The sequence below is a fragment of the Ruegeria sp. AB7 genome, from assembly GCF_056542625.1.
On record NZ_JBQGAC010000002.1, the window covers coordinates 81,318 to 106,196 of the forward strand.

Annotated in this window: 24 protein-coding genes; 7 read left to right on the forward strand and 17 right to left on the reverse strand. The window is 57.3% G+C overall.

Going from position 1 to position 24,879, the window contains the following annotated elements; genetic code table 11:
* Window positions 1-194: 194 nt before the first annotated feature.
* From ACR0EN_RS06345 to ACR0EN_RS06380, 8 genes are all read right to left on the reverse strand, one after another.
* Window positions 195-2,648, reverse strand: coding sequence for a GcvT family protein (locus ACR0EN_RS06345; RefSeq protein ID WP_170818425.1), 2,454 nt, complete (start codon window positions 2,646-2,648; stop codon window positions 195-197).
* Between the two features lie 89 nt (window positions 2,649-2,737).
* Window positions 2,738-3,718 carry a GlxA family transcriptional regulator gene (locus ACR0EN_RS06350; protein ID WP_480585772.1) on the reverse strand — a complete coding sequence of 327 codons (981 nt, stop codon included), beginning with the start codon at window positions 3,716-3,718 and terminating at the stop codon, window positions 2,738-2,740.
* 9 nt (window positions 3,719-3,727) lie between these two features.
* Entirely contained in the window at window positions 3,728-4,621 is an 894-nt protein-coding gene (locus tag ACR0EN_RS06355) for a homocysteine S-methyltransferase family protein (RefSeq protein WP_170514791.1), read from the reverse strand.
* Between the two features lie 11 nt (window positions 4,622-4,632).
* Window positions 4,633-5,679, reverse strand: coding sequence for an alcohol dehydrogenase family protein (locus ACR0EN_RS06360; RefSeq protein ID WP_170514794.1), 1,047 nt, complete (start codon window positions 5,677-5,679; stop codon window positions 4,633-4,635).
* Between the two features lie 24 nt (window positions 5,680-5,703).
* Window positions 5,704-8,154 (reverse strand): GcvT family protein, encoded by a 2,451-nt coding sequence (locus tag ACR0EN_RS06365; protein ID WP_170398785.1) that lies wholly within the window; start codon window positions 8,152-8,154, stop codon window positions 5,704-5,706.
* Window positions 8,155-8,169: 15 nt separating this feature from the next.
* Complete coding sequence (locus ACR0EN_RS06370; RefSeq protein ID WP_170818423.1) at window positions 8,170-8,550, reverse strand: GFA family protein; 381 nt, start codon at window positions 8,548-8,550, stop codon at window positions 8,170-8,172.
* A gap of 4 nt (window positions 8,551-8,554) precedes the next feature.
* A complete protein-coding gene (locus tag ACR0EN_RS06375) occupies window positions 8,555-9,178 on the reverse strand; it encodes a LysE family transporter (RefSeq protein ID WP_170611291.1) in 624 nt (207 codons plus the stop codon).
* Window positions 9,178-9,747 carry an XRE family transcriptional regulator gene (locus ACR0EN_RS06380; protein WP_170425828.1) on the reverse strand — a complete coding sequence of 190 codons (570 nt, stop codon included), beginning with the start codon at window positions 9,745-9,747 and terminating at the stop codon, window positions 9,178-9,180. The genes ACR0EN_RS06375 and ACR0EN_RS06380 overlap by 1 nt, the downstream gene beginning before the upstream one ends.
* A 117-nt stretch (window positions 9,748-9,864) precedes the next feature.
* Here ACR0EN_RS06380 and ACR0EN_RS06385 point away from each other — a divergent pair, with 117 nt between their 5' ends.
* Complete coding sequence (locus ACR0EN_RS06385; RefSeq protein WP_480585775.1) at window positions 9,865-10,149, forward strand: DUF1294 domain-containing protein; 285 nt, start codon at window positions 9,865-9,867, stop codon at window positions 10,147-10,149.
* An 11-nt stretch (window positions 10,150-10,160) separates the two neighbouring features.
* On the opposite strand, the gene ACR0EN_RS06390 is transcribed toward ACR0EN_RS06385, so the two are convergent.
* Entirely contained in the window at window positions 10,161-10,613 is a 453-nt protein-coding gene (locus ACR0EN_RS06390; RefSeq protein WP_170406656.1) for a GAF domain-containing protein, read from the reverse strand.
* 75 nt (window positions 10,614-10,688) lie between these two features.
* Window positions 10,689-11,861: an acetyl-CoA C-acyltransferase gene (locus ACR0EN_RS06395; protein ID WP_170508881.1), complete on the reverse strand. Its 1,173-nt coding sequence runs from the start codon at window positions 11,859-11,861 to the stop codon at window positions 10,689-10,691.
* A gap of 101 nt (window positions 11,862-11,962) precedes the next feature.
* On the opposite strand from ACR0EN_RS06395, the gene ACR0EN_RS06400 reads away from it, so the two are divergent.
* From ACR0EN_RS06400 to ggt, 3 genes are all read left to right on the forward strand, one after another.
* Window positions 11,963-12,301: an STAS domain-containing protein gene (locus ACR0EN_RS06400; protein WP_170818421.1), complete on the forward strand. Its 339-nt coding sequence runs from the start codon at window positions 11,963-11,965 to the stop codon at window positions 12,299-12,301.
* Window positions 12,302-12,356: 55 nt separating this feature from the next.
* The gene (locus ACR0EN_RS06405; protein WP_480585779.1) at window positions 12,357-12,773 is read left to right on the forward strand and encodes an ATP-binding protein; all 417 of its coding nucleotides are present in this window, start codon (window positions 12,357-12,359) and stop codon (window positions 12,771-12,773) included.
* A 212-nt stretch (window positions 12,774-12,985) separates the two neighbouring features.
* Window positions 12,986-14,563 (forward strand): gamma-glutamyltransferase, encoded by a 1,578-nt coding sequence (ggt, locus tag ACR0EN_RS06410; protein WP_480585782.1) that lies wholly within the window; start codon window positions 12,986-12,988, stop codon window positions 14,561-14,563.
* A 24-nt stretch (window positions 14,564-14,587) separates the two neighbouring features.
* On the opposite strand, the gene hspQ is transcribed toward ggt, so the two are convergent.
* The gene (gene hspQ / locus ACR0EN_RS06415; RefSeq protein ID WP_170398818.1) at window positions 14,588-14,914 is read right to left on the reverse strand and encodes a heat shock protein HspQ; all 327 of its coding nucleotides are present in this window, start codon (window positions 14,912-14,914) and stop codon (window positions 14,588-14,590) included.
* An 80-nt stretch (window positions 14,915-14,994) separates the two neighbouring features.
* Between hspQ and ACR0EN_RS06420 the strand changes: the two genes are divergently transcribed.
* Entirely contained in the window at window positions 14,995-15,876 is an 882-nt protein-coding gene (locus tag ACR0EN_RS06420) for an AEC family transporter (RefSeq protein WP_480585786.1), read from the forward strand.
* 60 nt (window positions 15,877-15,936) lie between these two features.
* Window positions 15,937-16,518, forward strand: coding sequence for a transglycosylase SLT domain-containing protein (locus ACR0EN_RS06425; protein WP_170425842.1), 582 nt, complete (start codon window positions 15,937-15,939; stop codon window positions 16,516-16,518).
* Between the two features lie 15 nt (window positions 16,519-16,533).
* On the opposite strand, the gene ACR0EN_RS06430 is transcribed toward ACR0EN_RS06425, so the two are convergent.
* The 4 genes from ACR0EN_RS06430 to ACR0EN_RS06445 all read right to left on the reverse strand — a co-directional run bounded on the left by ACR0EN_RS06430 (window position 16,534) and on the right by ACR0EN_RS06445 (window position 22,721).
* On the reverse strand, window positions 16,534-17,130 hold the full coding sequence (locus ACR0EN_RS06430; RefSeq protein WP_170398828.1) for a LolA family protein: 597 nt from the start codon (window positions 17,128-17,130) through the stop codon (window positions 16,534-16,536).
* 39 nt (window positions 17,131-17,169) lie between these two features.
* On the reverse strand, window positions 17,170-20,088 hold the full coding sequence (locus ACR0EN_RS06435) for a DNA translocase FtsK (RefSeq protein WP_480585789.1): 2,919 nt from the start codon (window positions 20,086-20,088) through the stop codon (window positions 17,170-17,172).
* Between the two features lie 14 nt (window positions 20,089-20,102).
* Entirely contained in the window at window positions 20,103-21,284 is a 1,182-nt protein-coding gene (locus ACR0EN_RS06440) for an aminotransferase class I/II-fold pyridoxal phosphate-dependent enzyme (RefSeq protein WP_170818418.1), read from the reverse strand.
* Window positions 21,285-21,392: 108 nt separating this feature from the next.
* Entirely contained in the window at window positions 21,393-22,721 is a 1,329-nt protein-coding gene (locus ACR0EN_RS06445) for an amidase (protein ID WP_480585792.1), read from the reverse strand.
* A 52-nt stretch (window positions 22,722-22,773) separates the two neighbouring features.
* Between ACR0EN_RS06445 and ACR0EN_RS06450 the strand changes: the two genes are divergently transcribed.
* Window positions 22,774-24,036: an FAD-dependent monooxygenase gene (locus ACR0EN_RS06450; protein ID WP_480585795.1), complete on the forward strand. Its 1,263-nt coding sequence runs from the start codon at window positions 22,774-22,776 to the stop codon at window positions 24,034-24,036.
* Here the strand turns inward: ACR0EN_RS06450 and ACR0EN_RS06455 are convergent.
* Both ACR0EN_RS06455 and ACR0EN_RS06460 read right to left on the reverse strand, forming a co-directional pair.
* Window positions 24,033-24,218, reverse strand: coding sequence for a Trm112 family protein (locus tag ACR0EN_RS06455; RefSeq protein WP_170398842.1), 186 nt, complete (start codon window positions 24,216-24,218; stop codon window positions 24,033-24,035). The genes ACR0EN_RS06450 and ACR0EN_RS06455 overlap by 4 nt on opposite strands.
* Window positions 24,215-24,856 carry an LON peptidase substrate-binding domain-containing protein gene (locus ACR0EN_RS06460; RefSeq protein WP_170398861.1) on the reverse strand — a complete coding sequence of 214 codons (642 nt, stop codon included), beginning with the start codon at window positions 24,854-24,856 and terminating at the stop codon, window positions 24,215-24,217. Before ACR0EN_RS06460 ends, ACR0EN_RS06455 begins: the two co-directional genes overlap by 4 nt.
* Window positions 24,857-24,879: the final 23 nt, after the last annotated feature.

Sequence of the window (24,879 nt, forward strand, 5' to 3'; positions counted from 1 at the left end):
ACTGTGAAGCAGGGCATCAAAGTTTCTGATAGGTCGCGCGTTCTGCAGCCAACCTATATGCGAAGCGCTGTCTCACGCTCATGGATATTGTTGGCCAGATGAGCAGGTGATCCCTTATTCATCTGGCCACAAATACTCTCGCGAGCGTCGCCCGGTACGGACGGTGGGGCAGAGCCTACCACTGTCGATGTTTTCTAGACTTTGACCCGCTCGGATTTCGCATCATACATCGGTTTCAACGACGCCTCTGCCTGGACTTTCACACCACAGACATCGATCTCATAGGTCGAGGCCAGCACGTCTGCAGGCTTTTCGCCCTCGCATGGCACATAGCCCAGACCAATGGCACCACCCAGCGTGTGACCATAATTGCCCGAGCTAAGGTAACCTACATATTCACCATCGCGCACGATTGGTTCGTTGTGGAACAACAGTGGTTCGGGATCAGTCAGTCTAAACTGGACAAGCCGGTTCTTGGGCCCGCTTTCCTTTCGGGCCATCACCGCCTCGCGACCGATGAAATTGCTGCCTTTGTCCACTTTGACGGCAAATCCCAATCCCGCGTCGACCACGTGATCCTCGCAGGTGATGTCATGACCGAAATGGCGAAAACCCTTCTCGATCCGGCAACTGTCCATCATGTGCATGCCGCAGAGTTTCAGGCCCATATCTTGTCCGGCTTCGTGCAGCGCCTCAAAAACATGACCTGCCATGTCGGACGACACATAGATCTCCCACCCAAGCTCACCCACATAGGTCACCCTGTGGGCGCGAGCGAGACCCATACCGATCTCAATCTGTTGTGCCGTGCCAAAGGGGTTAGTCCTGTTCGAGAAATCAGCGGGCGAAACCTTTTCAAGCAATGCTCGTGCATTCGGCCCCATGACGGCCAATACGCCCTCGCCAGCGGTGACATCGGTGATAACAACACTGAAGCCGCCTGCATGACGCATCATCCATGTCTGATCCGCCAATCGGGTCGCCGCGGGGGTGACGACCAGAAAAGCGGTTTCGGTCAGCCGGGTGACCGTGACATCGGCCTCGATCCCACCGCTACGGTTCAGAAATTGGGTGTAGACGATCTTGCCATTGGGCACTGAATAATCGCCGCCGCCGATATAGTTCATGAATTTCTCGGCATCCGGCCCTTCGACGCGGATTTTGCCGAAGGACGACATGTCATACATGCCTACATTTTCGCGCACGGCACGGTGTTCGGCAGCCGAATTCTCGAACCAGTTCTGCCGTTTCCAGCTGTATTGATATTCTCGTTCCTGCCCTTCGTTGGCAAACCAATTGGCGCGCTCCCACCCAGCCAATTCGCCCATCACGGCACCCTGTTCGATCAGGTGATGGTGAAACGGTGTCCGGCGCACACCGCGCGCGGTGGTCTTTTGGCGATAGGGATAGTGGTCGGCATAAAGCAGGCCGAGCGTCTCTTTCGAACGCTCAAAGAGGTACTGCTTGTTGCCCTGAAACGGCTGCATGCGACTGATGTCAACATCGCCCAGATCGAACGGTTTCTCGCCCGAGTCCATCCACTCGGCCAGTGCCATACCAGCACCACCCGCCGACTGAATACCAATCGAATTGAACCCTGCAGCGACCCAAACGTTATCCATCTCGGGGGCGAGTCCCAAGTGATATGCATCATCCGGCGTAAAGGACTCGGGGCCGTTAAAGAAGGTGTGAATCCCCGCCTCGGCCAACATCGGCATCCGATTGCAGGCCGCTTCGAGTATTGGTTCAAAGTGATCGAAATCCTCTGGCAACTGGTCGAATTCGAAACTGTCGGGGATGCCGTTCATCGCCCAGGGTTTTGCATTTGGCTCAAACGCGCCCAGCAGGATTTTTCCGGCATCCTCTTTGTAGTAGGCACATTCATCCGGTACGCGCAGCACCGGCAGTTGGGTCAGCCCGTCGATCCCTTCGGTCACGATATAGAAATGTTCGCAGGCGTGAAGCGGCACGTTCACACCTGCCATCTTACCAACCTCGTGGCCCCACATGCCCGCACAGTTCACCACCATGTCGCATTCGATATGGCCCGAGGAACTGCCATCGTCCGCAATCCAGTCCACGCCGGTGACTTTACGACCCTGCTTGACGATGTCGGTGACTTTCACACGTTCTTTGACGACGCCACCGCGCTGACGCGCACCTTTAGCCAAAGCCAGAGCGATATTCGCTGGATCACCCTGCCCGTCCAAAGGCAAATAAACCGCCCCCTTGACCCCTTCGAGGTTCAGATGGGGATACAGCTCCTGCACACGATCATTGTCGATCTCTTCGACCTCAACCCCGAAGGCGCGGGCCATGGCGGCCTGACGATAGATCTCTTCCTTGCGCTCTTCAGTCAGGGCCACCGTGATCGATCCGCAACGCTTGAACCCTGTGGCAACGCCAGTTTCTTCCTCAAGTGCGCCATAGAGTTCCTGACTGTACTTGGCCAGCTTGGTCATGTTTGCGGTCGCGCGCAGCTGCGCAATCAGACCTGCAGCATGCCATGTGGTGCCGCTGGTCAGTTGCTTGCGCTCAAGCAACACAACATCGGTCCACCCTTTCTTGGTAAGGTGATACGCGACCGAGCATCCGATGACGCCGCCGCCGATGATGACCACACGGGCCTTGGTGGGAAGATCAACCATCCTGATGTCTCCGCTGTCTCAGGTTTTTTGCAAAATGCCATGAAGGATCGACAAAAAAAGCGTCAAAAACGTCATCTCAATCGCGAAAATCACCTATATTCTGCACGTCTTTTTTGACGTCTCAGAACAAACGGAGTGACGCCAAAGACGCTTTTGTAAACGGATGAGAATCCGTTTGGAAAGCCGCACACCAAGCCGATTTCCCGCACGCTCATCGTTGTGTTCAAAAGCAGGTTGTTGGCTTTGGCCAAGCGCATTTCTCGGTAGAATCCGTTTGGAGTGGTTGCGAAAGTTGCCTTGAACTTGCGCTCAAGCGATCTGTTCGACACGTGTAACATGTCAACGATCTGATTTATCGGTAACGGTTCTTCGATATTCGCCTGCATCAGCTTGATACATTGATCCAGCTTTGCGTCACCTGTGGCTGTATTCCGAGCGCCCGAAAACGGCTGCATGGATGAGAAATCGCGGATGTTCTCGTGCAGCATGATATCCGCAACTGTCATCTTGGCGGCACCCGAAATGTGCCGCCCAATCACCGCCAGTGCCACATCCGTCGTTGCCTCCATTCCCGCGCAGGTGACCACCGAACCCTGTTCGGTCGCAATTGAAAGCTTGGCCTCAAAACGCGCGCCACGTTCGCGTAAGAAAGAGGCGTTTTCCCAATGGGTTGCCATATGATCAGCGCCGTTTTCATCGATGTACCTGCTTGCCGCTTCGGCCAGCAAAAAGACCTGGGCTCCCCGGTACGTATAGTCGGGCACGACGCGACCTAAAGAAAGCTCTGGCTGATCCGGATCCGAGTTTCCGATCACAAACAGATAATCCGCATCGGGCTGCGCAGGTATGGTTTCGGTCGACACCGTCGCGCAACTGCTGCTTTCAACAGGCCCCCCCTTTCGGGACCGGTAAGTGAATGTGAACGGAGGATGCGCGCAAACCCGGTTAGCCAGGCGCAACACATCGACCAACGAGGCCAATTCAAGCAACACGAAACCGGGTGCAACCAGAATATCGAAATGCTGTTGATCTCGATCTTTTCGCCGTTCAGATTTGTTGCGGATCGACATGAGGCACACTCAAACAATTGTGTGCCCGGCCGCACGTAAACTGTCGGCAAGGGTTTCGATATGATCTGGCCCAACTTCGCAGCAACCGCCAACAATCGTCGCGCCCTGCGCCACCCAGCCCATGGCATGCTGCGCATAGGCGTCAGGGTCTAGGTCATGACGGCTTTCCAGAGAGTCAACCGTCGGGGCATCCTTCAAAAAACCGTCTTTGATACCAGTAAAGCCATTGGCATAAGCGCCGAACGGGCGACCCAGCTTTGCGATGATCTCCAGTGCAGCCGGAATCGCTTCCGGGCGCGCGCAGTTGATCAAAACGGCCTCGGGGGCGTAACGCGCAACAAGCGGGGCGATGTCCTCCAGCGCTTCGCCTGACCGCAATCGCGTGCCGTCATCATCCATAACCGACATTGCCAGCCAGACGGGTTTGCCGCAATTCTCGGTACCGCGAAGCGCACCTTCGGCTTCCAGAACCGAGGACACGGTTTCGATCAGGAATAGATCAACCCGGTCTGCCATCAGTTGAGCCAGCTCGGCAAATTTTTCAGCCGCATCGTCTGGGTCGGGGTTCAGATCGGGCCGGTAGCTGGCCAAAAGCGGACCAAGCGCACCAGCGATACGACCGTCAGTTCCCGCGCAAGCCTGCTCGGCCCGCGAAAGAGCAGCCTCGATCAGAAGTGGCATCTGGTCTTCGATCCCCTCACGCACCAGCCGCGAGCGGTGAATGGCATAGGTATTCGTGGTGGCAATCGTCGCGCCACTGCGGAAATAGGCCGCGTGAACTTCGGTCAGCAAGTCAGGTTTGTCGATCATCACCCGCGTTGACCACAAAGGCGTGGGCTGGTCACCGCTGCGTTTCACCAGTTCCTGCCCGATCGAACCATCTAAAAGCGTAATGTCAGCCATCTACCCCCCTTTCACGGTATTAATACCAGTTTCCCGGGCAAGGTCTTGGACATAAAATCCTCTTGCGCCTGAACAATGTCACGCAACGGGTAGGTTTTTGAGACCAAAGGCCTGATCCGACCTGCATTCATCAGCACAACAAGTCGGCCAAAGACTTCGGGAGGCTGATGGGTGCAGCCATGGATTGTGATGTCGCGCAGATAGATGTCTCGCAAATCGGCGCTGACGATGGGGCCAGCGATTGCACCTGACACCGCATAGTGCCCGCCGGGTTTCAGCGCCAGTATGAGATCGGGCCAAGCCGAGCCGCCCACCACATCGATGACGACATCGAACATATCCTTCGGCAGCTGCGCATCCCGTTCAAAGGTTGCCGACGCCCCCTGCGCTTTGACCACATCCGCCTTGGCAGCGCTTGTCACCCCCCAGACCGTCGCTCCTCGTAGCGCCGCGAGCTGGACCGCGGCGAGGCCCACACCGCCTGAAGCCCCTGTAATCAGCACTGTGTGGCCTGCCGACACACCAGCGCGAGTCAGCAGGTTTTCTGCGGTCCCAAACGCGCAGGGAATAGCGGCGATTTCCACGTCTGATAGGGGCGAGGCGGTCACATCATAGAGATCATTGCTATCGACCAGACAGTATTGGGCAAACGCTCCGTCGATTTCTGAACCAAGCGCGATAAAACCATGCGGTCTACCCGGCCCCGGGCGTGGCAAGTTGATAGGACAGGTCACGCGTTGGCCGGGCTTGAACGCTGCCCCCGGTCCAATCTCTTCAACAATCCCACACAGATCACCGCCTTGGATGCGGGGAAAGTGCAGCGCACCTCCCCACCCGCCGGCCTCAACCTGCTGATCTACCGCATCCGTCGCTTCTGTAACATCCGACGAGTACCAGCCGATCCGCGTGTTGATGTCGGTGTTGTTGACCCCGGCAGCGGCGACGCGCACCAGAACCTGCCCTGGACCGGGGGTCGGAACGGGGACGTCTTCCCGCCATTCCAACACCTCAGGACCTCCATGGCCAGTCAGATATACGCCTTCCATCTGCCGGGTCATATCAGCGCCTTTCTGTCGTAGGGGTCAGGCCCTCAACCGTTCATTTGCAGGATCCCAGAGCGGCTGATCCTCCTGAACAACAGCACGACATTTCTGTCCGTAGATTTCAACCTCTAGCTCAGTTCCCGGGACAGCCAGATCTGCGCGCACCATGCCCAGCGCGACCGAGGCACCAATGCGATACCCCCACGCACCCGATGTGGTTTCACCCACGATCTCATCACCGCTCCAGATGCAGGACATGTAAGGCGCATCGACCTCACCTGCGTCCACGATCAGAGTGACAAAGGACTTTTTAACGCCTTGCTGTTTTTCGTTCTGAATGGCTGCTTTGCCAACAAAATCCTGCGGTTTATCGAGCTTGACAAAGCGCCCCAAACCACCTTCCAGCAGAGAGTAATCCGTGCTTAGGTCGCCTTTCCACGCGCGATAGCCTTTCTCGATCCGCAGCGAATTCAACGCATACATGCCAAAGGGTTTCGCTCCAGCGGCCAGCACAGCTTCGTAGATGGCGGGCATCGCATCATTTTCAGCATGGATTTCCCAACCCAGCTCACCCGCGAAAGATACACGGATCAGGAAGGCATCCTGCCCGGCCACTTTGGCGAATTGGTGGGTCAGCCACCCTTGCTGCAAATCTGCATCGGTGATGCCAGACAAAACATTCCGCGTCATCGGTCCGGTCACGATCAGTGTGTCGCGCTCGGTTGTGGTTTCCCGAACGGTCACACCTTCGGGCACCGAATTGCGGATCAAATCACCATCGTGCCACTGTGCCGTGGCAGCAGTGATTAGGACGAAATTGTTCTCAGCCAGACGGATACAGGACAGCTCGGTCAGAATGCGCCCTCTTTCATCCGAGACATAGATCAGATTCATGCGCCCTGCTTTAGGGATACCTCCGGTACAGAAGCCACGCAGCCAGTCATCCGCCCCCTCGCCTTGTATCCAGAACCGCGAGAAGCCCGGCAGATCCAGCACCCCGCAGTGATCGCGCACGGCTTCGCATTCTTCTTTGACCCGTTGCTCCCAAGGGCCCGAACGTCCCCAGGTATGGGTGGCTTCCAGTGACGTGTCATCGCCGGTTTGCGCAAACCAGTTTGCGCGTTCCCAGCCGTTGTACGCGCCCATGACACCGCCCAATTCCTTGACCTTGGCGTGCACAGGCGAGACCTTCTTGTCGCGTGCGGCAGGCCATTCGTGATGTGGGAAATGCATGGCGTATTCGTTGCCGTAGACTTCCATCCCTTTCTGATTGCAGTAGTCCTGATCGGTGTAGTCGGTGTAACGACGCGGATCGACGGCCCACATATCCCATTCGGTGTGACCATCGACGATCCATTCGGCCAGAACTTTGCCTGCACCACCACCTTGGGCGATACCGAAAGTGAAGGTATGAGCCTCGAACGCATTTGTCACACCCGGCATCGGGCCAATCAACGGCAGACCATCTGGCGCATAGGGGATCGGGCCATTGATGACGCGACCAACGCCCGAGGTTGCCATCAGCGGAACCCGTTCCATCGCATCGGTGACGATATCCTCGATCCGGTCCAGATCATCATTCCACAGTTGGAAGCTGAAATCCTCGGGCATCGGATCATCCTCGGTCATCCAGTGGCCCTTGCAATTGGGCTCATAAGGGCCAAGGTTGAAGCCATTCTTCTCTTGCCGCAGGTAGTACGAGATATCGACATCGCGCAGCAGCGGCAGCTTCTTGCCACCATTTTCTTTCGACCACGCTTCAATTTCGGGAACTTCGTCAGTCAGCAGATACTGATGGCTCATGACCATGGCCGGGACGGTTCGGCCGCCAAAGGGTTTGAACCATTCCCCTACGCGCTGCGCATAGTAACCGGCGGCGTTCACCACATAATCGCAGGCAATATCACCCTTTTCGGTATGTACGGTCCATGTGCCGTCGTCCTGCTGTGTCACACCGGTTGCCGGGCAGAATCGGATGATCTTTTGCCCCATATCCCGCGCTCCCTTGGCCAGAGCCTGAGTCAGCTGCGCCGGGTCAATGTCACCATCGGTCGGGTCATACAGAACGCCTTCAAGATCATGGGTCTCCAGGAAAGGATAGCGTTCCTTGGCCTCTTCCGGAGTCCACATCTCCATCGGGATGCCTTGATATCGGCCCATGGACATGGCCCGTTCGAATTCCTGCATCCGCTCCTTGCTGTGCGCCAGACGGATCGACCCAGAAACGTGATAGTTCATCGGATAGTCGACCTCGTCCGCGAGGCGCGAATACAGTTCGGTCGAATAGCGCTGCATGTTCATGATCGCCCACGAGGTCGAAAACGTCGGAACGTTACCCGCCGCGTGCCATGTCGAGCCTGCGGTCAGTTCGTTCTTTTCCAGCAGAACACAATCCGTCCAGCCCTTCTTGGCCAGATGATACAGCGATGAACAGCCCACAACGCCGCCGCCGATGATGACCACACGGGCCTTGGTTGGAAAATCACTCATGTGTTTGGTTCCCTATTAGTGTGCCCGCTGGGGCAGGTCGTCTTTGATGTCATAGTAATCGCCCTTATCCGCAACGAAGATGTGCTGGGCGAGTTTCAACCCGGTCGGCTCATCCAGTGAGCCCACGGAAATTGCGATCGTGTCCTCGTCATTGTGCTGCCAGAAGAGGAACGAGCCACAAGCGCGGCAAAATCCGCGCTTGGCAATGTCAGAGGCGCGATACCAGCCCAGCGTTTCGCTGGTGGTAAAGCGGAGATTGTCCTGATGCGTAACGGTCGAGGCCCACAGATGACCCGACTGTTTGCGACACTGCCCGCAATGGCAGGCATTTGGTGGCGCGAGGTCTCCGTCAACAACAAAAGCGACCGCGCCGCACAGGCAGGAACCGGTATGCATGTCTTTATCCCCTCGCTGTCGGCGTCGAACTGGCACCCAGCAAAACGCCATAAATGATGAAACAGGTCGCCATCACGCGGCGTACCCAGATATTGAACACCGCCCCCAACGCAGCCTTGCCCATCAGCGCCCCCAGCGACGTGAACCCGGTATAGCTGAGCGTCGTGATGACCAGTGCCGTCGGCATGATCACCGCCATTTGCTGCCAGATGGGTACATCCGGCTGCACAAATTGCGAAAACGCCGCAAGGTATCCGGCGACGCTCTTGGGGTTGATCGTGGCAACAGCCAACGCGTGAAAGTAAACATGCCGCGCCGGACGCTCTGACGCCGGAGCGGGTTTCGCTGCGTTCATCCAACCGCGAATGCCCATCCAGATCAGAAACCCGGCCCCGATAAGTTTGGCGACAAAGAAACCCGTTGGCGACGCGGCAATCAACGCTGTGATTCCCACAGCCGAGAGGATCAGGAACACACTCGCCTGAGTCAAAATAGCCAAGACACCCAACATAGCCTTGGAGAACGGCAGGCTCATCCCATTTGAGATGCAGTTGACCGCATTCGGCCCCGGGGTGGTCACGAACACCACCCAGAACAGAGCGAATATGGTCCAGGCCTCAAAACTCATCAGTACACCGGAGGGGCGATGACCCAGATGGCCACAGCGGGCTCATCAAAGGGGTTGGACCAAGTGTAGGGCTCGTGCTTGATCCGGAAGCTATCGCCGGGGCCGACCTGAAAGCTGCGCGAGCCGATCGTCAGTTCCAGACGGCCTGAAACCATATAGCCGACTTCCTGCGTCGGCCGGTTTGCCGGGGTCTGCATCTGCGAATGCGGCTCAAAGGTCGAATGCACCATCTCGAAATCGTCGGTCAGGTCAGGCGAAAGCAGTTCTTCGATCAACCCTTCTTCGCCAGAGCCCATCGGGCGACGGGACCCTGCCCGCACAATATACCCTTGCTCATCCACCGGCGCAGCGGAATGGGCAAACAGCATCGACATCGGCACACCCAGACATTCGGCAATCTGGCGTAGATCCGAAATCGACGGCTCGGACATGTCACGCTCGACCTGGCTGAGCCAGCCAACGGACCGATCCAATCGGTTGGCGATCTCGGTCAGAGTCAGCCCGCGCGCCTTGCGCAGTGCGCGAAGGTCGGCACCGAGGGATGCGCTATGAGGGGCCTGCGAATTCAAGTTGCGCTCCGAGTCTGCGTGAAATTTTCTGTTACTTTTTCACGGTGCCTCGAATCGGTGAAATTTCCAAGCATTTTTTCACTTGGGTCTGCAAATTTAGTTGGCTATGCACGGTCCATGTGGATTGCCGTAATCTATCTTTGGGCCATTAATACCCTGACTTTGATGGCGTTTGGCTGGGATAAGCTGCTCGCGCGCCGTAGAAGGCGACGCATCCCCGTGCGGCGCTTGTTATGGTTGGCGGCACTAGGTGGCAGCTTGGCCGCGCTACTGGGGCGCTGGATCTTCGGGCACAAGACCCGCAAGCGCGGTTTCTCGGCTTGGCTATACACGATCACAGCGTTTCAGGCCGGGCTTTGCTATCTGATTATGTCCCGAGATCTTGGCGCATTTTTGCGATAGCTCGGAACCCTCTAACGCGCAAATACATCCGTTAGAATAGCACCAAGTGCGGTCGCATCATCTTTGGTAAACGCGTCGGGCTGGTCGCTGTCGATATCAAAGACAGCGATCACGTTACCATTCGCATCCCGCACCGGTAGAACCAACTCGGACCGAGTGGATGACGCACAAGCGATATGGCCGGGGAAAGCATCTACATCCGAAACCAATTGCACTTGCCCTGTACGAGCAGCCGCACCACACACACCGCGTTCAAAAGGGATTACTAGGCAGCCATGCCCCCCCTGATAAGGCCCGATCTTTAGCACTTCGGGCTCAGTTACGCGGTAAAATCCCGTCCAGTCGAATCGGTCGTCCGAGTGATGCACTTCGCATGCCACCGTAGCCATCAATGCAACCTCGTCGGTTTCACCTTCGGTCAAGGCGGCAATGGTTTTGGCGAGTGTGTCGTAGTCGGCTTTCATGTTGGTAGACCTTGCATCCGAGGAACTGCGGGCGCTGCCGCCAATTCCCCGGAGTATTTGCAAAAAGACAAAGCGTCAAACGCGTTCTATTGCTATGGCCGTCCCTTCTCCGCCGCCGATGCAGATTGCCGCGACACCGCGCTTGAGGTTCCGCTTTTCTAACGCATTCAGCAGCGTGACCATGATCCGGGCCCCAGAAGCGCCAATCGGATGGCCAAGCGCACATGCGCCGCCATTCACATTCACGATCTCACGCGACAAGCCCATTTCGTGCATGAAAGCCATGGGCACAACGGCGAAGGCTTCGTTGACCTCCCACAGATCGACATCTTCTTTTTTCCAACCGATACGATCCAACAATTTCTGCGCTGCCGGAACCGGAGCAGTTGTGAACAGCCCCGGTGCCTGCGCGTGACTGGCGTGGCCGAGAATTCGTGCGCGCACGGTCAGGCCCTGCTGTTCTGCCGCCTCTGCCGAGGCAAGCACAAGGGCGGCTGCGCCATCCGAGATCGAAGAAGAATTGGCCGCCGTTACCGTTCCATCCTTGCGAAAGGCTGGTTTCAATGTGGGTATCTTCTCGGGCCGCGCCGATTTTGGTTGCTCATCCGCGTCCAGCACAACCTCGCCTTTACGAGTCTGAATCTTGACCTGTGTAATTTCCTGGTCGAACGCATTATTTTCCTGCGCGGACAGCGCGTTCGAAAGCGATCGCAGGGCGTATTCGTCCTGCGCCTCGCGCGTGAACTGATAGGATTCGGCACAGTCCTCGGCAAACGTGCCCATAAGCCGACCTTTGTCATAGGCGTCTTCGAGCCCGTCCAGAAACATGTGATCGACGACCTGCCCATGTCCGATCCGGGCGCCACCGCGCATCTTGGGCAGCAGATAGGGCGCGTTGGTCATGCTCTCCATCCCGCCAGCGACCATGGTCTGAGTATGGCCCAAAGCGATCTGATCAAACGCGATCATTGCGGCCTTCATGCCTGAACCGCACATTTTGTTGAGCGTTGTGGCAGGTACATCTTCTCCCAGACCGGCGGCAAACCCAGCCTGACGCGCCGGGGCCTGTCCCTGGCCGGCAGGCAGGACGCAGCCCATCAGCACCTCATCCACGGTCCGAATGCCAGCACCCTCCAGCGCTGCGCGGATAGCAGCACCGCCCAGATCAGCAGCGGCGACGCCGTCAAACATGCCCTGAAAGCCGCCCATTGGTGTACGCGCGGCACCTGCTATCACAACCTCGTTCATCCGAAATCTCCTTGAACTTTCCAGCCTATGGATACCGAATGGTAAGAATTACCGTCTAGCGTATTTCTACCATCATTTTGCATTGCCAAAGGCGGACGAACATGGGGCTCAGCAGCGAGATCACCGGCGAGACACAGATAATATCCGTTCATTGTGATCGAATTGATGCCGCGATGGCGATTCAATTCAAGGAAGATATGCGCGCGGAAACCCAAACCACTGCCAAACGGGTGGTGTTGGATTTGTCTTCTGTCGAATTCATCGACTCCAGCGGTCTGGGCGCCATTGTCGCCTCGATGAAACAATTGGAGAAAGGGCGCAGATTGGATCTGGCCGGGTTGCGCCCGATCGTTGAAAAAGTGTTCCGCCTGACCCGCATGGACACCGTGTTCAGACTTTTCAAATCGCTGGATGAGGCGATCGGCGCTGGTGCAGACTGATGACCGGCAGAGGTGGAACAGCGTGTGCTCGAATTGCAAACAAAACTGCCTGGAGGTGAGCTTTCCCGCGACACAAGCGCAGGCCAGCGCAGGGATCGCGGCATTGAGCGCACGGCTGGCGGCGCAGGGATTGCCGGAAAGCAAAGCAGATGACGTAAGAATCGCGCTGACCGAAGCGATCAACAACGTGGTCGAACATGCCTATGCCGGGGTGGCCGCCGCTGACGTTCAAATCGATTGCTCATTATGTGCAAAGAAGCTGGTGATTCAGATCACCGATACCGGCGACCCGATGCCCGAATTGCAGATACCGAGCGGCACTCTACCATCTGTCGACACTGCTTTGCAGGACCTGCCCGAGGGCGGCTTTGGCTGGCACCTGATTCATCAACTTGCCAGCGACATACAATATGAACGCAAAAGCGGCGGGAACCTGCTCTGCTTGCGGTTCGACTTTGACGAGATGCCCTAGCAGGCATCAAATGGCCACAATAAGGCCTAGATCGAACCATTGTCGCGCCGCAAACAAAGGTCATAAGTAAGGGGTAGCTCAGATAGCTTCCCTCGGCGCCTAGCGTCACAGCCCCCACCCAGTGAGCGGCGCCGAGGACCTCCTTCCTCTGATAGCATTGGACAATTCCCAGCTGCGGCTTAGTGTCTGCGTGTTTGCAGAAGGAAAGACCCATGCGCGATTTTCACAAGACAGGCCGTTCTGAAGTTTTGGCAACCGAAGGGATGTGCGCAACGTCCCATCCGTTGGCCGCCAAAATCGCGCTGGATATTCTGCAGCAGGGCGGCAATGCCATGGACGCAGCCATTGCAGGCGCGGTGCTTCTGGGTATTTGCGAGCCGCAAATGACCGGCTTGGGCGGAGATTGCTTTGTTCTGTACAATCGCGCAGGCGAGCAGACTGTTCGCGCACTAAACGGTTCGGGTCGGGCCGCGGCAACAGCGGATGCACAGGCATTGCGGGATCGCGGTTTAAATTCGGTTCCCGAGACCAGCCCGGATGCCGTGACAATTCCCGGAGCGGTTGAGGCATTCTGCCGTCTAGCAAAAACCGAAGGTCGGCTGGGCCTGGAAGCAATTCTGCAACCCGCAATCCATTATGCCGAGTCAGGTGTTCCGGTGGCTCCACGCGTTGCCTTTGATTGGATGAACAGCGCGTCCACCCTGCAAGGCGCGGCCCGTGATCATTATCTGATTGACGGCAAACCCTTGCAAACCGGGCAGGTTTTTCGCGCCCCCGGTCAGGCAGAAGTTCTTCGGCGCATTGCCCAACACGGTCAAAAGGCATTTTATTCTGGTGAGATTGCCGATGACATGCTTGCGGCCCTGTCCGATCTGGGTGGAGTACAGACTGCGCAGGATTTCGCGGCCGTGCAAAGCGATGAAACTGTGCCCGTCAGCGGAGATTATGGCAGTGTCGAACTGGTCGAGCACCCACCGAATGGTCAGGGCGCGACGGCAATCCTGTTGCTGAATATCTTGAAGCACTTCGATCTGGCCGCAATGGACCCTTGGGGGGCTGAACGCGTACATATCGAAGCCGAGGCCAGCAAACTGGCCTACGACGCACGCAATCGTTTCATCGCCGATCCCGACCACAGCACGCGGATGGCTCATTTTCTTGCACCTGAGACAGCCGCCCAACTTGCCGCGCTGATCAATCCGAAACGCGCCATGGCTGCCGCCGCTCCCTTGACCGAGTCTGTTCACAAAGACACCGTCTATATCACCGTGGTTGACCGGGATCGCATGGCCGTTTCACTTATTTATTCGATCTACCACGGGTTCGGGTCGGGCATCGCTTCGGAAAAGTTCGGCATTTTGCTGCAGAATCGGGGTGCTGGTTTCAACCTCGAACCCGGTCATCCAAATGAGCTTGCCGGTGGAAAGCGACCAATGCACACAATCATACCGGGAATGTTGCGCGCCCAAGGCCGCATCGCGATGCCCTTTGGTGTCATGGGAGGTGCCTATCAACCAACCGGACACGCTCGGCTAGTGTCAAATCTCACGGATTTCGACATGGAGCTGCAGGAAGCCATCGATGCGCCTCGGGCATTTGCAGATGGGGGTGTTCTGAAAATCGAGCGAGGCTATTCCGATGCCGTTCTGCAACAATTATCCGATATGGGGCACACTGTCCAAATACCGGAAACATCTCTGGGTGGTGCGCAAGCCATTCGAATCTGTTCAAACGGAGTTCTGGAAGGTGCTAGCGATCCCCGTAAAGATGGTTGCGCATTAGGCTACTGACACACGCCATTATGACGGACATATTCAGTTCAACTGAAAGTGCAGCGGATAAGATCCATCCTGAAACGGGCCGAACATGTTGGGGATATCGGGATGGTCTACCGGCTCACCCGATTGGTCCTCAACCAGATTTTGTTCTGAAACATAAGCGACATAGAAGGATTGATCATTCTCAGCCAGCAAATGATAGAACGGCTGATCCTTCAGCGGGCGACTGTCTTCAGGAATGGCCTGATACCATTCCTCCGAGTTCGAGAATTCCGGATCGACATCAAAAATAACCCCTCGAAAAGGGTGTCTACGGTGTCGAACCACCTGTCCCAGGCGGTACTTGGCTTGTGTCTTTAGCATTGTTTCGGCCCCCAAAGCATTTAGTACATCTTTTCGGGCAGAAAAGCCAACCAATGAGCTGAAATTCGGGGAAACAGTCTGTGAACCTACTCCTAACAGTGTTCGAAATCGTTGCCCCGGTGTTCCTTCTGGCCGGGATCGGGTTTGCGTGGGTCAAGCTCGGGTTCGAGTATCGGCTGCAATTTGTCACGCGGTTTGCGGTGACGCTTGCGGTGCCCAGCCTGATCTTCGTAGCTTTGATGCAAACCGACATTCCTGGCGGTGAATTGACCGTTTTCACGCTCGCTGCGATTGCATCACATGTTGCTTTGGCGGTGGTTTTCTGGGTCTTTGTACGTGCCTCAGGGCTTGAGCAGCGGACCTATCTGTCACCTCTTATCTTCGGTAACACTGGGAATCTGGGCCTGCCTTTGTGCATCTTTGCCTTTGGGCAGGCTGGATTGGGTTTCGCGGTGATCTTTTTGGCCGTAACCGCTCTGTTTTCTTTTACCTACGGTATCTATCTGGTCGCGGGGCGCGGCGCCTTTGGCAAGGTTCTGCGCGAGCCGATGGTCTGGGCCACGCTGCTGGGGGCATTGTTTCTGTGGCGTGGATGGCAGACGCCACTGTTTCTAACCAACACGCTGGAACTGTTGGGCCAGATGGCGGTGCCTATGATGCTGATCACCCTTGGGGTCGCGATTGCACGCCTGACAACACAGAAGCTGCAACAGGCTATATGGTTGTCCTTGCTGAAACTCGCGGTGTGCTTCGGGTTGGGCTGGGTTCTTGCCATCAGTTTTGAACTGGGTCCTGTAGCTTTCGGAGTTCTGGTTTTGCAAATATGTGCGCCGGTCGCCGTCACCTCATACCTGCTGGCAGAGCGGTTTGATGTGGATTCCGACGCGGTTGCAGGCATGGTCATGGTCTCGACAGTATTGTCGGTCGCCGCATTACCGATAATTCTCGCTATTATTCTGTAACGATTGTGATTTCCTCAGAGCTCAATCTGCGCTAGAATAAAGAAAAAAGGCACGAGGCACATGAGCAGAATTCTTTTCGTACTCTTCGGGGTGCTGCTTTTGGCATCCTGTGGTGGCGGGTCCAAACAGCCACCGAGCAGACTGAATGACGCGTGCAGCATAGCGCGCGAAAAACCCGATTATATCAAGGCCTTCAAAAGCACCGAACGCAAATGGGGTGTCCCCGTTCACGTTCAGATGGCCACGATTTACCAAGAAAGCCGTTATCGCGCAGATGCGCGCACACCGCACAAATACGTGCTGGGCGTGATCCCGATGGGTCGCCAAAGCAGTGCTTACGGCTATGGTCAGGCACTTGATGGCACGTGGGAGCAGTATCAACGCGAAACCGGCAAACGCCGCGCCAAGCGGGATCGCATCCGTGATGCGTCGGATTTCATTGGCTGGTACATGAACAAAAGCTATGAGCGGAACGGGATTCATCCCACCGACGCGCGCAACCAATACCTGGCCTATCACGAAGGGCAAACCGGCTACGCTCGTGGCAGCTACAACAGCAAATCTTGGCTGTTGAACGTTGCGAACGATGTAGACGCCCGAGCGCAACTGTATCAGGCGCAGCTGGCGAACTGCCGTTACTAAACAAACCCTGTCAGGTCAGCGATCGTCTGACCTGATACGGGTTTTGCTTGAAAACACGCTGGAATCGAGGTTTCCGCCTTCAGTCAACGGCCCCAGCAGTACGGTCGTTTGACTTCCAGCGTTGTCGTGGATCACCCATTTGCGCAGCTCAACCGGATTGGATGTAAACATTAACTCGATCCGCCCGCTTTCCGGATTCTTGGGGTCCTGAGCCGTCACAACCGTGGCGGTACCGTCAAAATCGTGCCCAACAACCATATTGGCTTGCCCCAGATTGACATTCCGCGCCAACACCAGTGACAGCGGTGTGCGTTTCAGCGGGTACTGTTCGGGCGGCTGATTGGATTTCGGGTCAAAGATCTGCACCGTCCCCGACCGCGCCAAAACTACCGCGCTGTTGGGCGGATCATATTCGAACCGCATTTTTCCGGGCCGCTCGAGCCACAGCTTACCGGTGCTAAGCGATCCGTCATCATTCACCTGCGTGAATGTGGTCTGAACCGTCTTCATCTGGTTCAGGTAGTTAGAGATTTGCGACAGTGGCAGCTTTTCAGCCGCCCACGCGGCGGGCGCAGCCAGTGTCAAGGCAAGGGCAAAAGCAATCTGTTTCATAGGACCCAGATAGGCGTTCTGCCCTTGTTATTAAATATCTTACTGCTCGGGGACGAGGATTTCGCGTTTTCCAACGTGATTTGCCCCGGAAACAACGCCTTCGTCCTCCATCTGCTCAACAAGCCGCGCAGCTTTGTTGTAGCCAATGGCAAGTTTTCGCTGAATGTAGGACGTCGAGCATTTGCGATCTTTGATCACAATCGCCACTGCCTGATCGTAAAGGGCGTCTTCTCCGTTCGTGTTGCCACCCGTGTTCAGGCCCAGAACAGCGTCGATATTGTCAGCCTTTTCCTCGGCCGGGCCATCGACCACGCCGCTCATGTAGGCCGGCGGACCGAACTGTTTCAGGTGGTTGACGATTTCTTCGACCTCTTCATCCGAGACAAACGGACCGTGGCAACGGGTGATCTTCGCCCCGCCCGCCATATACAGCATGTCGCCCTGCCCAAGCAGTTGCTCGGCACCCATCTCGCCCAAAATGGTGCGGCTGTCGACTTTCGAGGTCACCTGGAACGAAATCCGCGTTGGGAAGTTCGCCTTGATCGTCCCGGTGATCACATCGACCGAGGGACGCTGCGTCGCCATGATCAGGTGAATGCCCGAAGCCCGCGCCATCTGCGCCAGACGCTGGATGCAGGCCTCGATCTCCTTGCCCGCGACCATCATCAGGTCAGCCATCTCGTCGACGATCACAACGATATAAGGCATTGCTTCGGGCGCGAATTCTTCGGTCTCGAACATTGGCTCGCCAGTTTCATCGTCAAAGCCGGTCTGGACCGTGCGGCTGAACATCTCGCCCTTGGACAGCGCATCCTTCACGCGGCCATTGTAGCCCGCGATATTGCGCACGCCCATTTTGGACATTTTGCGATAGCGATCCTCCATCTCGCCCACGACCCATTTCAGGGCCACAACCGCCTTTTTCGGGTCGGTCACAACAGGCGAGAGCAGGTGCGGGATACCGTCATAGACCGACAGTTCCAGCATCTTGGGGTCGATCATGATCAGGCGGCACTCATCCGGCGTTAGCTTATAAAGCAGCGACAGGATCATCGTATTGATTGCCACCGACTTACCGGAACCGGTCGTACCAGCGATCAAGAGGTGAGGCATTTTTGCCAAGTTCGCCACCACGGACTCACCGCCGATATCCTTGCCTAACGCCAAGGGCAGCGCATGGTTGCCATCGCCGAAATCGCGACTGGCGAGGATTTCGCGCAGCACCACCATCTCACGGTTTTCATTGGGCAGTTCAATGCCAATAACCGAGCGCCCCGGTAGAGTTGAAACCCGCGCGGACAAAGCCGACATTGAGCGCGCGATATCGTCGGCCAAACCGATCACACGGCTGGCTTTTAAACCCGGTGCAGGCTCCAATTCGTACATGGTCACAACCGGACCGGGGCGGACGCTGACGATCTCACCCTTGACGCCGTAGTCATCCAGCACGTTTTCCAGCATCCGCGCATTTTCCTCGAGCGCCTCATCGCTTAGGTGATGGCGTTGGATGCTTGCAGGGTTGGACAGAAGGCCCAGCGGTGGCAGTTCGAAATCAGAATGCCGTTCCTCGAAAGAAAGTGTCGGCTGTGCTTCGGCTTGCGCCCTGCGCGAAGGTGGAGGAGTGCGTCGGACCGGTTGAGCTACTACAGGTTTACGCGGCTCAGCGACAGGAATCTTGACAGCCTGTCTCGGTTGGAGCGCGGGTTCGGGGGCATCATCAAACACGGCCTCATCATCATAGTCCGGTTCGGAAACATAGTCCTGCTGCATCCAATTATCAGCCTCGGAGTCAGCCGCCAGCGTCTCAACATCAGATCCTGCTGTCAGCGGTGGTTCGGGTGGCAAACCTGCAGAGGTCATCGGGGGTTCGGGCGGCAACTCGTCTGCCGCGCCAGAGTTCAAAATCAACGGGTCCGGTCCCCTGCCCCGCCCTTTGGTCAATGGCAAGTTGGGATCGGGTTCGGGCGTTAGCACACCAGCGGCCACTTTACGATTGCGCACAGCGGCGGATATCTTGGACCTGATGCGATCCTCACCCGGCATGTCGTAATACCCTTCGACCGCAACGTTTTCGACCAACTCAGGCTCGGGCATTGGGTCAGGACGACGGATCAGGGAAGGCATCCGAGCCAGAAGGCCTGTCTTGGCGACAGGTTCCTGCGCTTCAATCTCAGGGTCTTCAAAGACCGGATCAGCGTAGGCCAGGTCGTCGTCAAAATCCGCCTGAACCGGAACTGCACGTTCGGCCTTGCGCTCGGCCCATTGGGCCTTCCGGTCCCGTGCTGCCCGCGCTGTCGCCGATGCCCCGCGTCCCAGCGCGTTCATCAACAGATCATAGGCCATGACCAGTCCCAACAGAAACGCCCGGAAGCCATTGCGAACGTCCGCTTTGCCGAAACCCAACACAAATACACCCAGAGCCAGCATACCGACCGCCATCGCCAGCGACATCAGCTTGACCAGGAAATGCGATGAGATCGGCAACAACGTCAAAATCGCGCCCATCACTGTATCGCCGAATAGACCGCCCAAGCCATAGCTGTGCGTCGCCCGCCATTCGGCACCCGGTACCAGAGTCGCTGCATAGACAGCCAGAACGGCGATCCAGATCGGCGCAAAAATCAGGCGGGCAATGGCACGGTCTTCACCTAAATGACCTGCAAATCGAACGCCCCAAGTGATCAGCACCAAGGCGACACCCAAGCTGCCCCAACCCACGATCATAAACAACGGCGCGGCAATCGAGGCCCCAATGCGCCCCATCCAGTTTTGCACGGGCGCATCGGTCGAAACCATCCAGTTTGGATCATCGGGCGTATAGGACCAGATCATCGCTGCAGCGGCCAACCCCAACAGGATCAAAGCGATCCCGATCAGTTCTTTGCTACGCCGTTCAATGGCGGCTTGCGTGTTGCTGTCCAGCAGCGGGTCACGGTTTCGCGCGTTATATGATGCCATTTTGCCCTCGTACCTCACGAATAGATGCAGTCGCGGAGTGTAATCAGCCCGCGCTTCATCTCTGTTTTTGGGGCCACCATCGCGACCCGGATAAATTGCTCGCCCGGGTTTTGCCCCGGATCACCTTGAGAAAGATATGCACCCGGCAGAACCCGTACGCCGGTTTCCTGCCAAAGCTTCAATGCGGTTTCTTCGCCGTTTTCGACGGGTAGCCACAGGAAGAACCCGGCCTCGGGCGGCATGTAGCCCTGTACGCCTGCGAAAACCTCATCCGCGACGGCGTATTTCTCCTGATACAGCGCGCGGTTTTCCTGCACATGCGCTTCATCCGCCCAAACCTTGACGGCGGCGGCCTGCAGCGGGGCGGGCAAAGGGGCACCCGCATAGCTGCGCAACAGTTTGACACGGCTGATTGTTTCAGGTCCACCTGCGATCAGCCCCGACCGCAGCCCGGCCAAGTTCGACCGCTTGGACAGAGAGTTGAACAGCGTGACACGTTCGGGGTCAGCACCCAGTTCCTGCGCAACGGTCAGCGCGCCAACCGGCGCGGCGTCGCGGTAGATTTCGGAATAGCATTCATCGGCAAAGATACGGAAATCGTACTTTTCAGCCAATTGAATCAGCTCGGCCCAGTAATCGCGCGAGGCGACCGCCCCCTGAGGGTTCGCGGGCGAGCAGATATAGGCTACAGCAGTACGGTTCAGAACCTCTTCGGGCAGGCCTGCATAGTCTGGCAAATGGCCAGTGGCAGCAGTTGCCGGCACGAAATATGGCTGCGCACCGACCGAAATCGAGGCAACCATGTAGACCTGATAGAAGGGGTTCGGGCACAGAATGATCGGTTGCTGCCCGTTTTTCTGCTCGGGGCAGAGCGCCATTGCAGCGTTATAAAGACCCTCGCGTGTACCGTTCAGTGCCATCACATTGGCATCTGCATCCATCGGCACACCATAGCGGCGGTTGATCCAACCCGTGATCGCTGCGCGCAATTCAGGTGAGCCTTCGTTCGGGGGATAGCCCTGAAACCCGGCGGCGTTTTCCATGATCACGTCGGTCACCCAAGATGGGAAATCATGCCTGGGCTCGCCAATGGTCATGTGAACGACTTCACCACCCGGCTGATGATGATCCAACAGGGCGCGTAGACGCGGAAATGCGTATTCCGGTAGGTTCGAAAACCGCTCGGGGAAATTCATGATACTGCCTCAATTTCGGGGTCATTTTGCGCCCCGTTTTATGGCAGATTACAGATCGACCCGGGCTTCGTCCAGACAAAGAGGTGCCGAATCAGGGGATTGTGGCATTCAGGTCAAAGCGCTTTCGGCTGCTGACCCGAGCCGTAACAAGGCCTCTTCCGACCCCGGATAGCCCAACATCATCAGCCCGCAACCGGGTGTTCCCGTGGGCAAAGTCAGTGCCGCAAGCCCCATCAGATTGCCGATCCGGGTGTTGCGGAGAGCCAAGAGATTTTCGGTAACATAGTAGTCATGATCATTCATCAACCGGTCGAGATTGGGCGGTAGGATCGGGGCCGTCGGCGCAAGCACGGCGTCAAAGCCCGCAGTGGCCGCATCCCAAGCCTGTCGACAAGCGGTTAGTTTCGACCAAGCAGCCACGTAATCGGGGCCGGAATAGGCCTTGCCCATTCGGAACCGTTCAAGGATTTCGGGATACATCGCTTCGGGGTTCGCTTCTATCACATCTCGCCACAAGCCGTAGGCTTCGGTTGTATAGAGCACACCCGACAGGCTCATCGCTTCGTTCAGCTCAGGCACGTCAAGCGGAACGATCTCGGCCCCGGCCTCTTTCAGGCGCGCCAGCGCCTCATCATAGGCGTTGGCTGGAGCTTCGCGCAGATCGTCCTTGGCGACGTTCTGCAAATCAGCAAAGCGGCGACCGATCAATGACGCCCCGCGCAGATCAGCCGGGGCGGTGCCCTCAAGCGCGGCAAGCATATGTGCGGCGTCCTCAACTGATCGCGCCAGAGGCCCAACGGTATCGAATTTCAGACACAGCGGCACGACGCCCTCAAGGCTAACGCGCCCCGCCGTGGTTTTCAGCCCCACCAGATCGTTCCAGGCCGAGGGAATCCGCACCGATCCACCCGTGTCCGAGCCAACGCCGCCTGCAGCAAGCCCCCAAGCCACCGAGGCCCCTGCCCCTGAGGACGAACCTCCGGGTACGGCCTCTTCGTCATTCACGCATGGAGGCGTAGCCGTCACTGGGTTGAGGCCCAAACCCGAGAACGCCAATTCGCTCATATGCGTTTTACCCAGACAGACCGTACCCATCGCGGTCGCGTTCCGCACTACGTGCGCATCGGATTCGGGCACGCGGCCTTCCAACAGGGCCGAACCGGCCTCGGTCCCTACGCCTGCCGTGTCAAACAGGTCTTTCCAGCTGATCGGGACGCCATCCAACAAAGACCGACGCAGGCCAAGCTTGGCCCGCTCTTGCGCCGCAAGGGCCTCGGCGCGGGCGCGATCGTGGGTCACCCGGGCATAGATCCGATCGCGATGTGGATGGGCGTCAATCGCGCTCAGATAAGTTTCTGTCAGTTCAACCGGATCAATCTGCCCCATTCCGATACAACGGCCCAAATCACATGCCGTCATGGTCAACCAGTCTTGCATCCGGTCCCCTCCCGAGTAATTCCGTGATCGGACGGTAGCGACAGGACCGCACATGGACAATCCCGAAAGGGCGCGCATATTGCAGCACATGGAACACAGATCCGATATCCTGATCGTTGGTGGTGGCCTGAACGGCCCTGCCCTTGCGCTGGCGCTGGCCCAAACCGGGCATTCAGTCACGGTTGTTGACGCTCTGGCAGAGAAAGTGCGCAAGAATGCGGCCTTCGACGGGCGCGCCTATGCGCTGGCATTGGCGTCGCAACGTCTGCTCGACGCGATAGGCGTTTGGGAAAAGGTGGAAGAGCGCGCCCAGCCGATGCTGGAGATCAAGGTAACGGATGGTCATGCCGGTGCCGGACCTTCCCCGTTCTTTATGCATTTCGACCATGCCGAGATCGAAGAAGGCCCGATGGGCTATATGGTCGAAGATCGCCACCTGCGGCGGGCTTTTCTGGAGGCCATGACCGAACAAGACGGGATTACCGAAATCAGCGGCAAAACGGTCGTGTCTCAGGACATCTCGGCAAACGGGGCAACGCTGACGCTGGATGACGGAGCCACCTTGTCCGGCAGCCTACTGGTGGGTTGCGATGGCCGCCGCAGCGGGACCGCTATGCGCGCCGGAATCAAGCGAACCGGCTGGGACTATGGCCAGACCGCTCTGGTTTGCGCCATTGAACACGAGCTGCCGCATCACGGTATCGCCCATCAGTTCTTCATGCCCCCCGGCCCGTTGGCGATTCTGCCGCTGACCGGGAACCGCAGTTCCATCGTCTGGAGCGAACGCACTGATACGTCCGCGCAGATCAATGCGCTGCCCGAGGCAGATTACCTACAAGTTCTGCGCCCGCGCTTTGGCGATTTCCTGGGGGATATCCGCCTGCAGGGTGACCGGTTCACATACCCGTTGAACCTGACCATCGCCAATTCCTTCATCTCGGACCGGTTGGCTTTGGTCGGAGACGCCGCCCATGGCATGCACCCCATCGCCGGGCAAGGCCTGAACGCAGGTCTGCGTGATGTCGGTGCATTGGCCGAGGTTCTGACCCTTGCGGGACGACGTGGCGAGGATATCGGATCAACGCTTGTGCTGGAGCGCTATCAGGAGTGGCGCCGGTTCGACACCGCCTCGCTTGCGATGGCGACTGATGTGTTCAACAAGCTGTTTTCGAACGACAATCCCCTGCTCCGCATAGGTCGGGATATTGGAATGGGTATCGTCGGATCGCTGCCCGGGCTGCGCCGAGGTTTCGTGCGCGAGGCTGCAGGTCTGACCGGAGATCTGCCGAAACTGCTGCAGGGACACTCGATCTAGTCCAGCTCTCGGGCCTCATCCACTAGCATCACTGGAATACCGTTGCGGATTGGAAAGGCCAGAGCGGCGGCTTTTGACACCAGCTCTTGCCGTTCGGCATCATAGTGCAGCGTCGTGTGGGTCTGCGGACAAATCAACGCCTCAAGCATATGGCGGTCAAAGGCGTGTTCGGTATCGCTCATTGCAGTTTTTCCTCATTCGATCCACCGCGCATGGCGAATTCAATCAATGTCACCAATGTCTCGCGCCGGGTGCGCAGGCAGGGGGCCTCAAGCAAAGCCTGCTTTTCCTCCGGGTCAAATTCCAGCATCATGGACAGGGAATTGACCAAAAGCTCATCATCGGCATCTTTCATTGTGTCCCAATCGGTGGACAACTGACGGGACGAAAAAAACCGTTCCAACAGCCGCAGGAACCTGTTCCGATCAAAACCGTCATCCACCTCGGCCTTGCCCAGATCACGGTCAAACCCGTCCCAGGACACCGAAACCCGGCGATACGGGGTGAAACTGTCCAACTCTGATTTGACCCTGAACCGAGAGATTCCCGTCAGCGTAATCAGATACCTGCCATCTTCGGTCTCGGAAAACTGGGTGACCCGTCCAGCGCAGCCGATCTGGTGCAGCTTGGTTTCGTCGCCCTGACAGGTATTCGGTTGCACCATCCCGATCAGGCGTTCTTGCGTTTTCAGCGCGTCGTCCAGCATCTGTAGGTAGCGCGGCTCAAAAATATGCAGCGGCAGGCGAGACCGTGGCAGCAGCAGCGCTCCGGGCAAAGGGAAAACGGATACCGTTTCCGGCAAATCGGCAGGATGCATCATGTACCCGAGTTTAGTTCTGATCG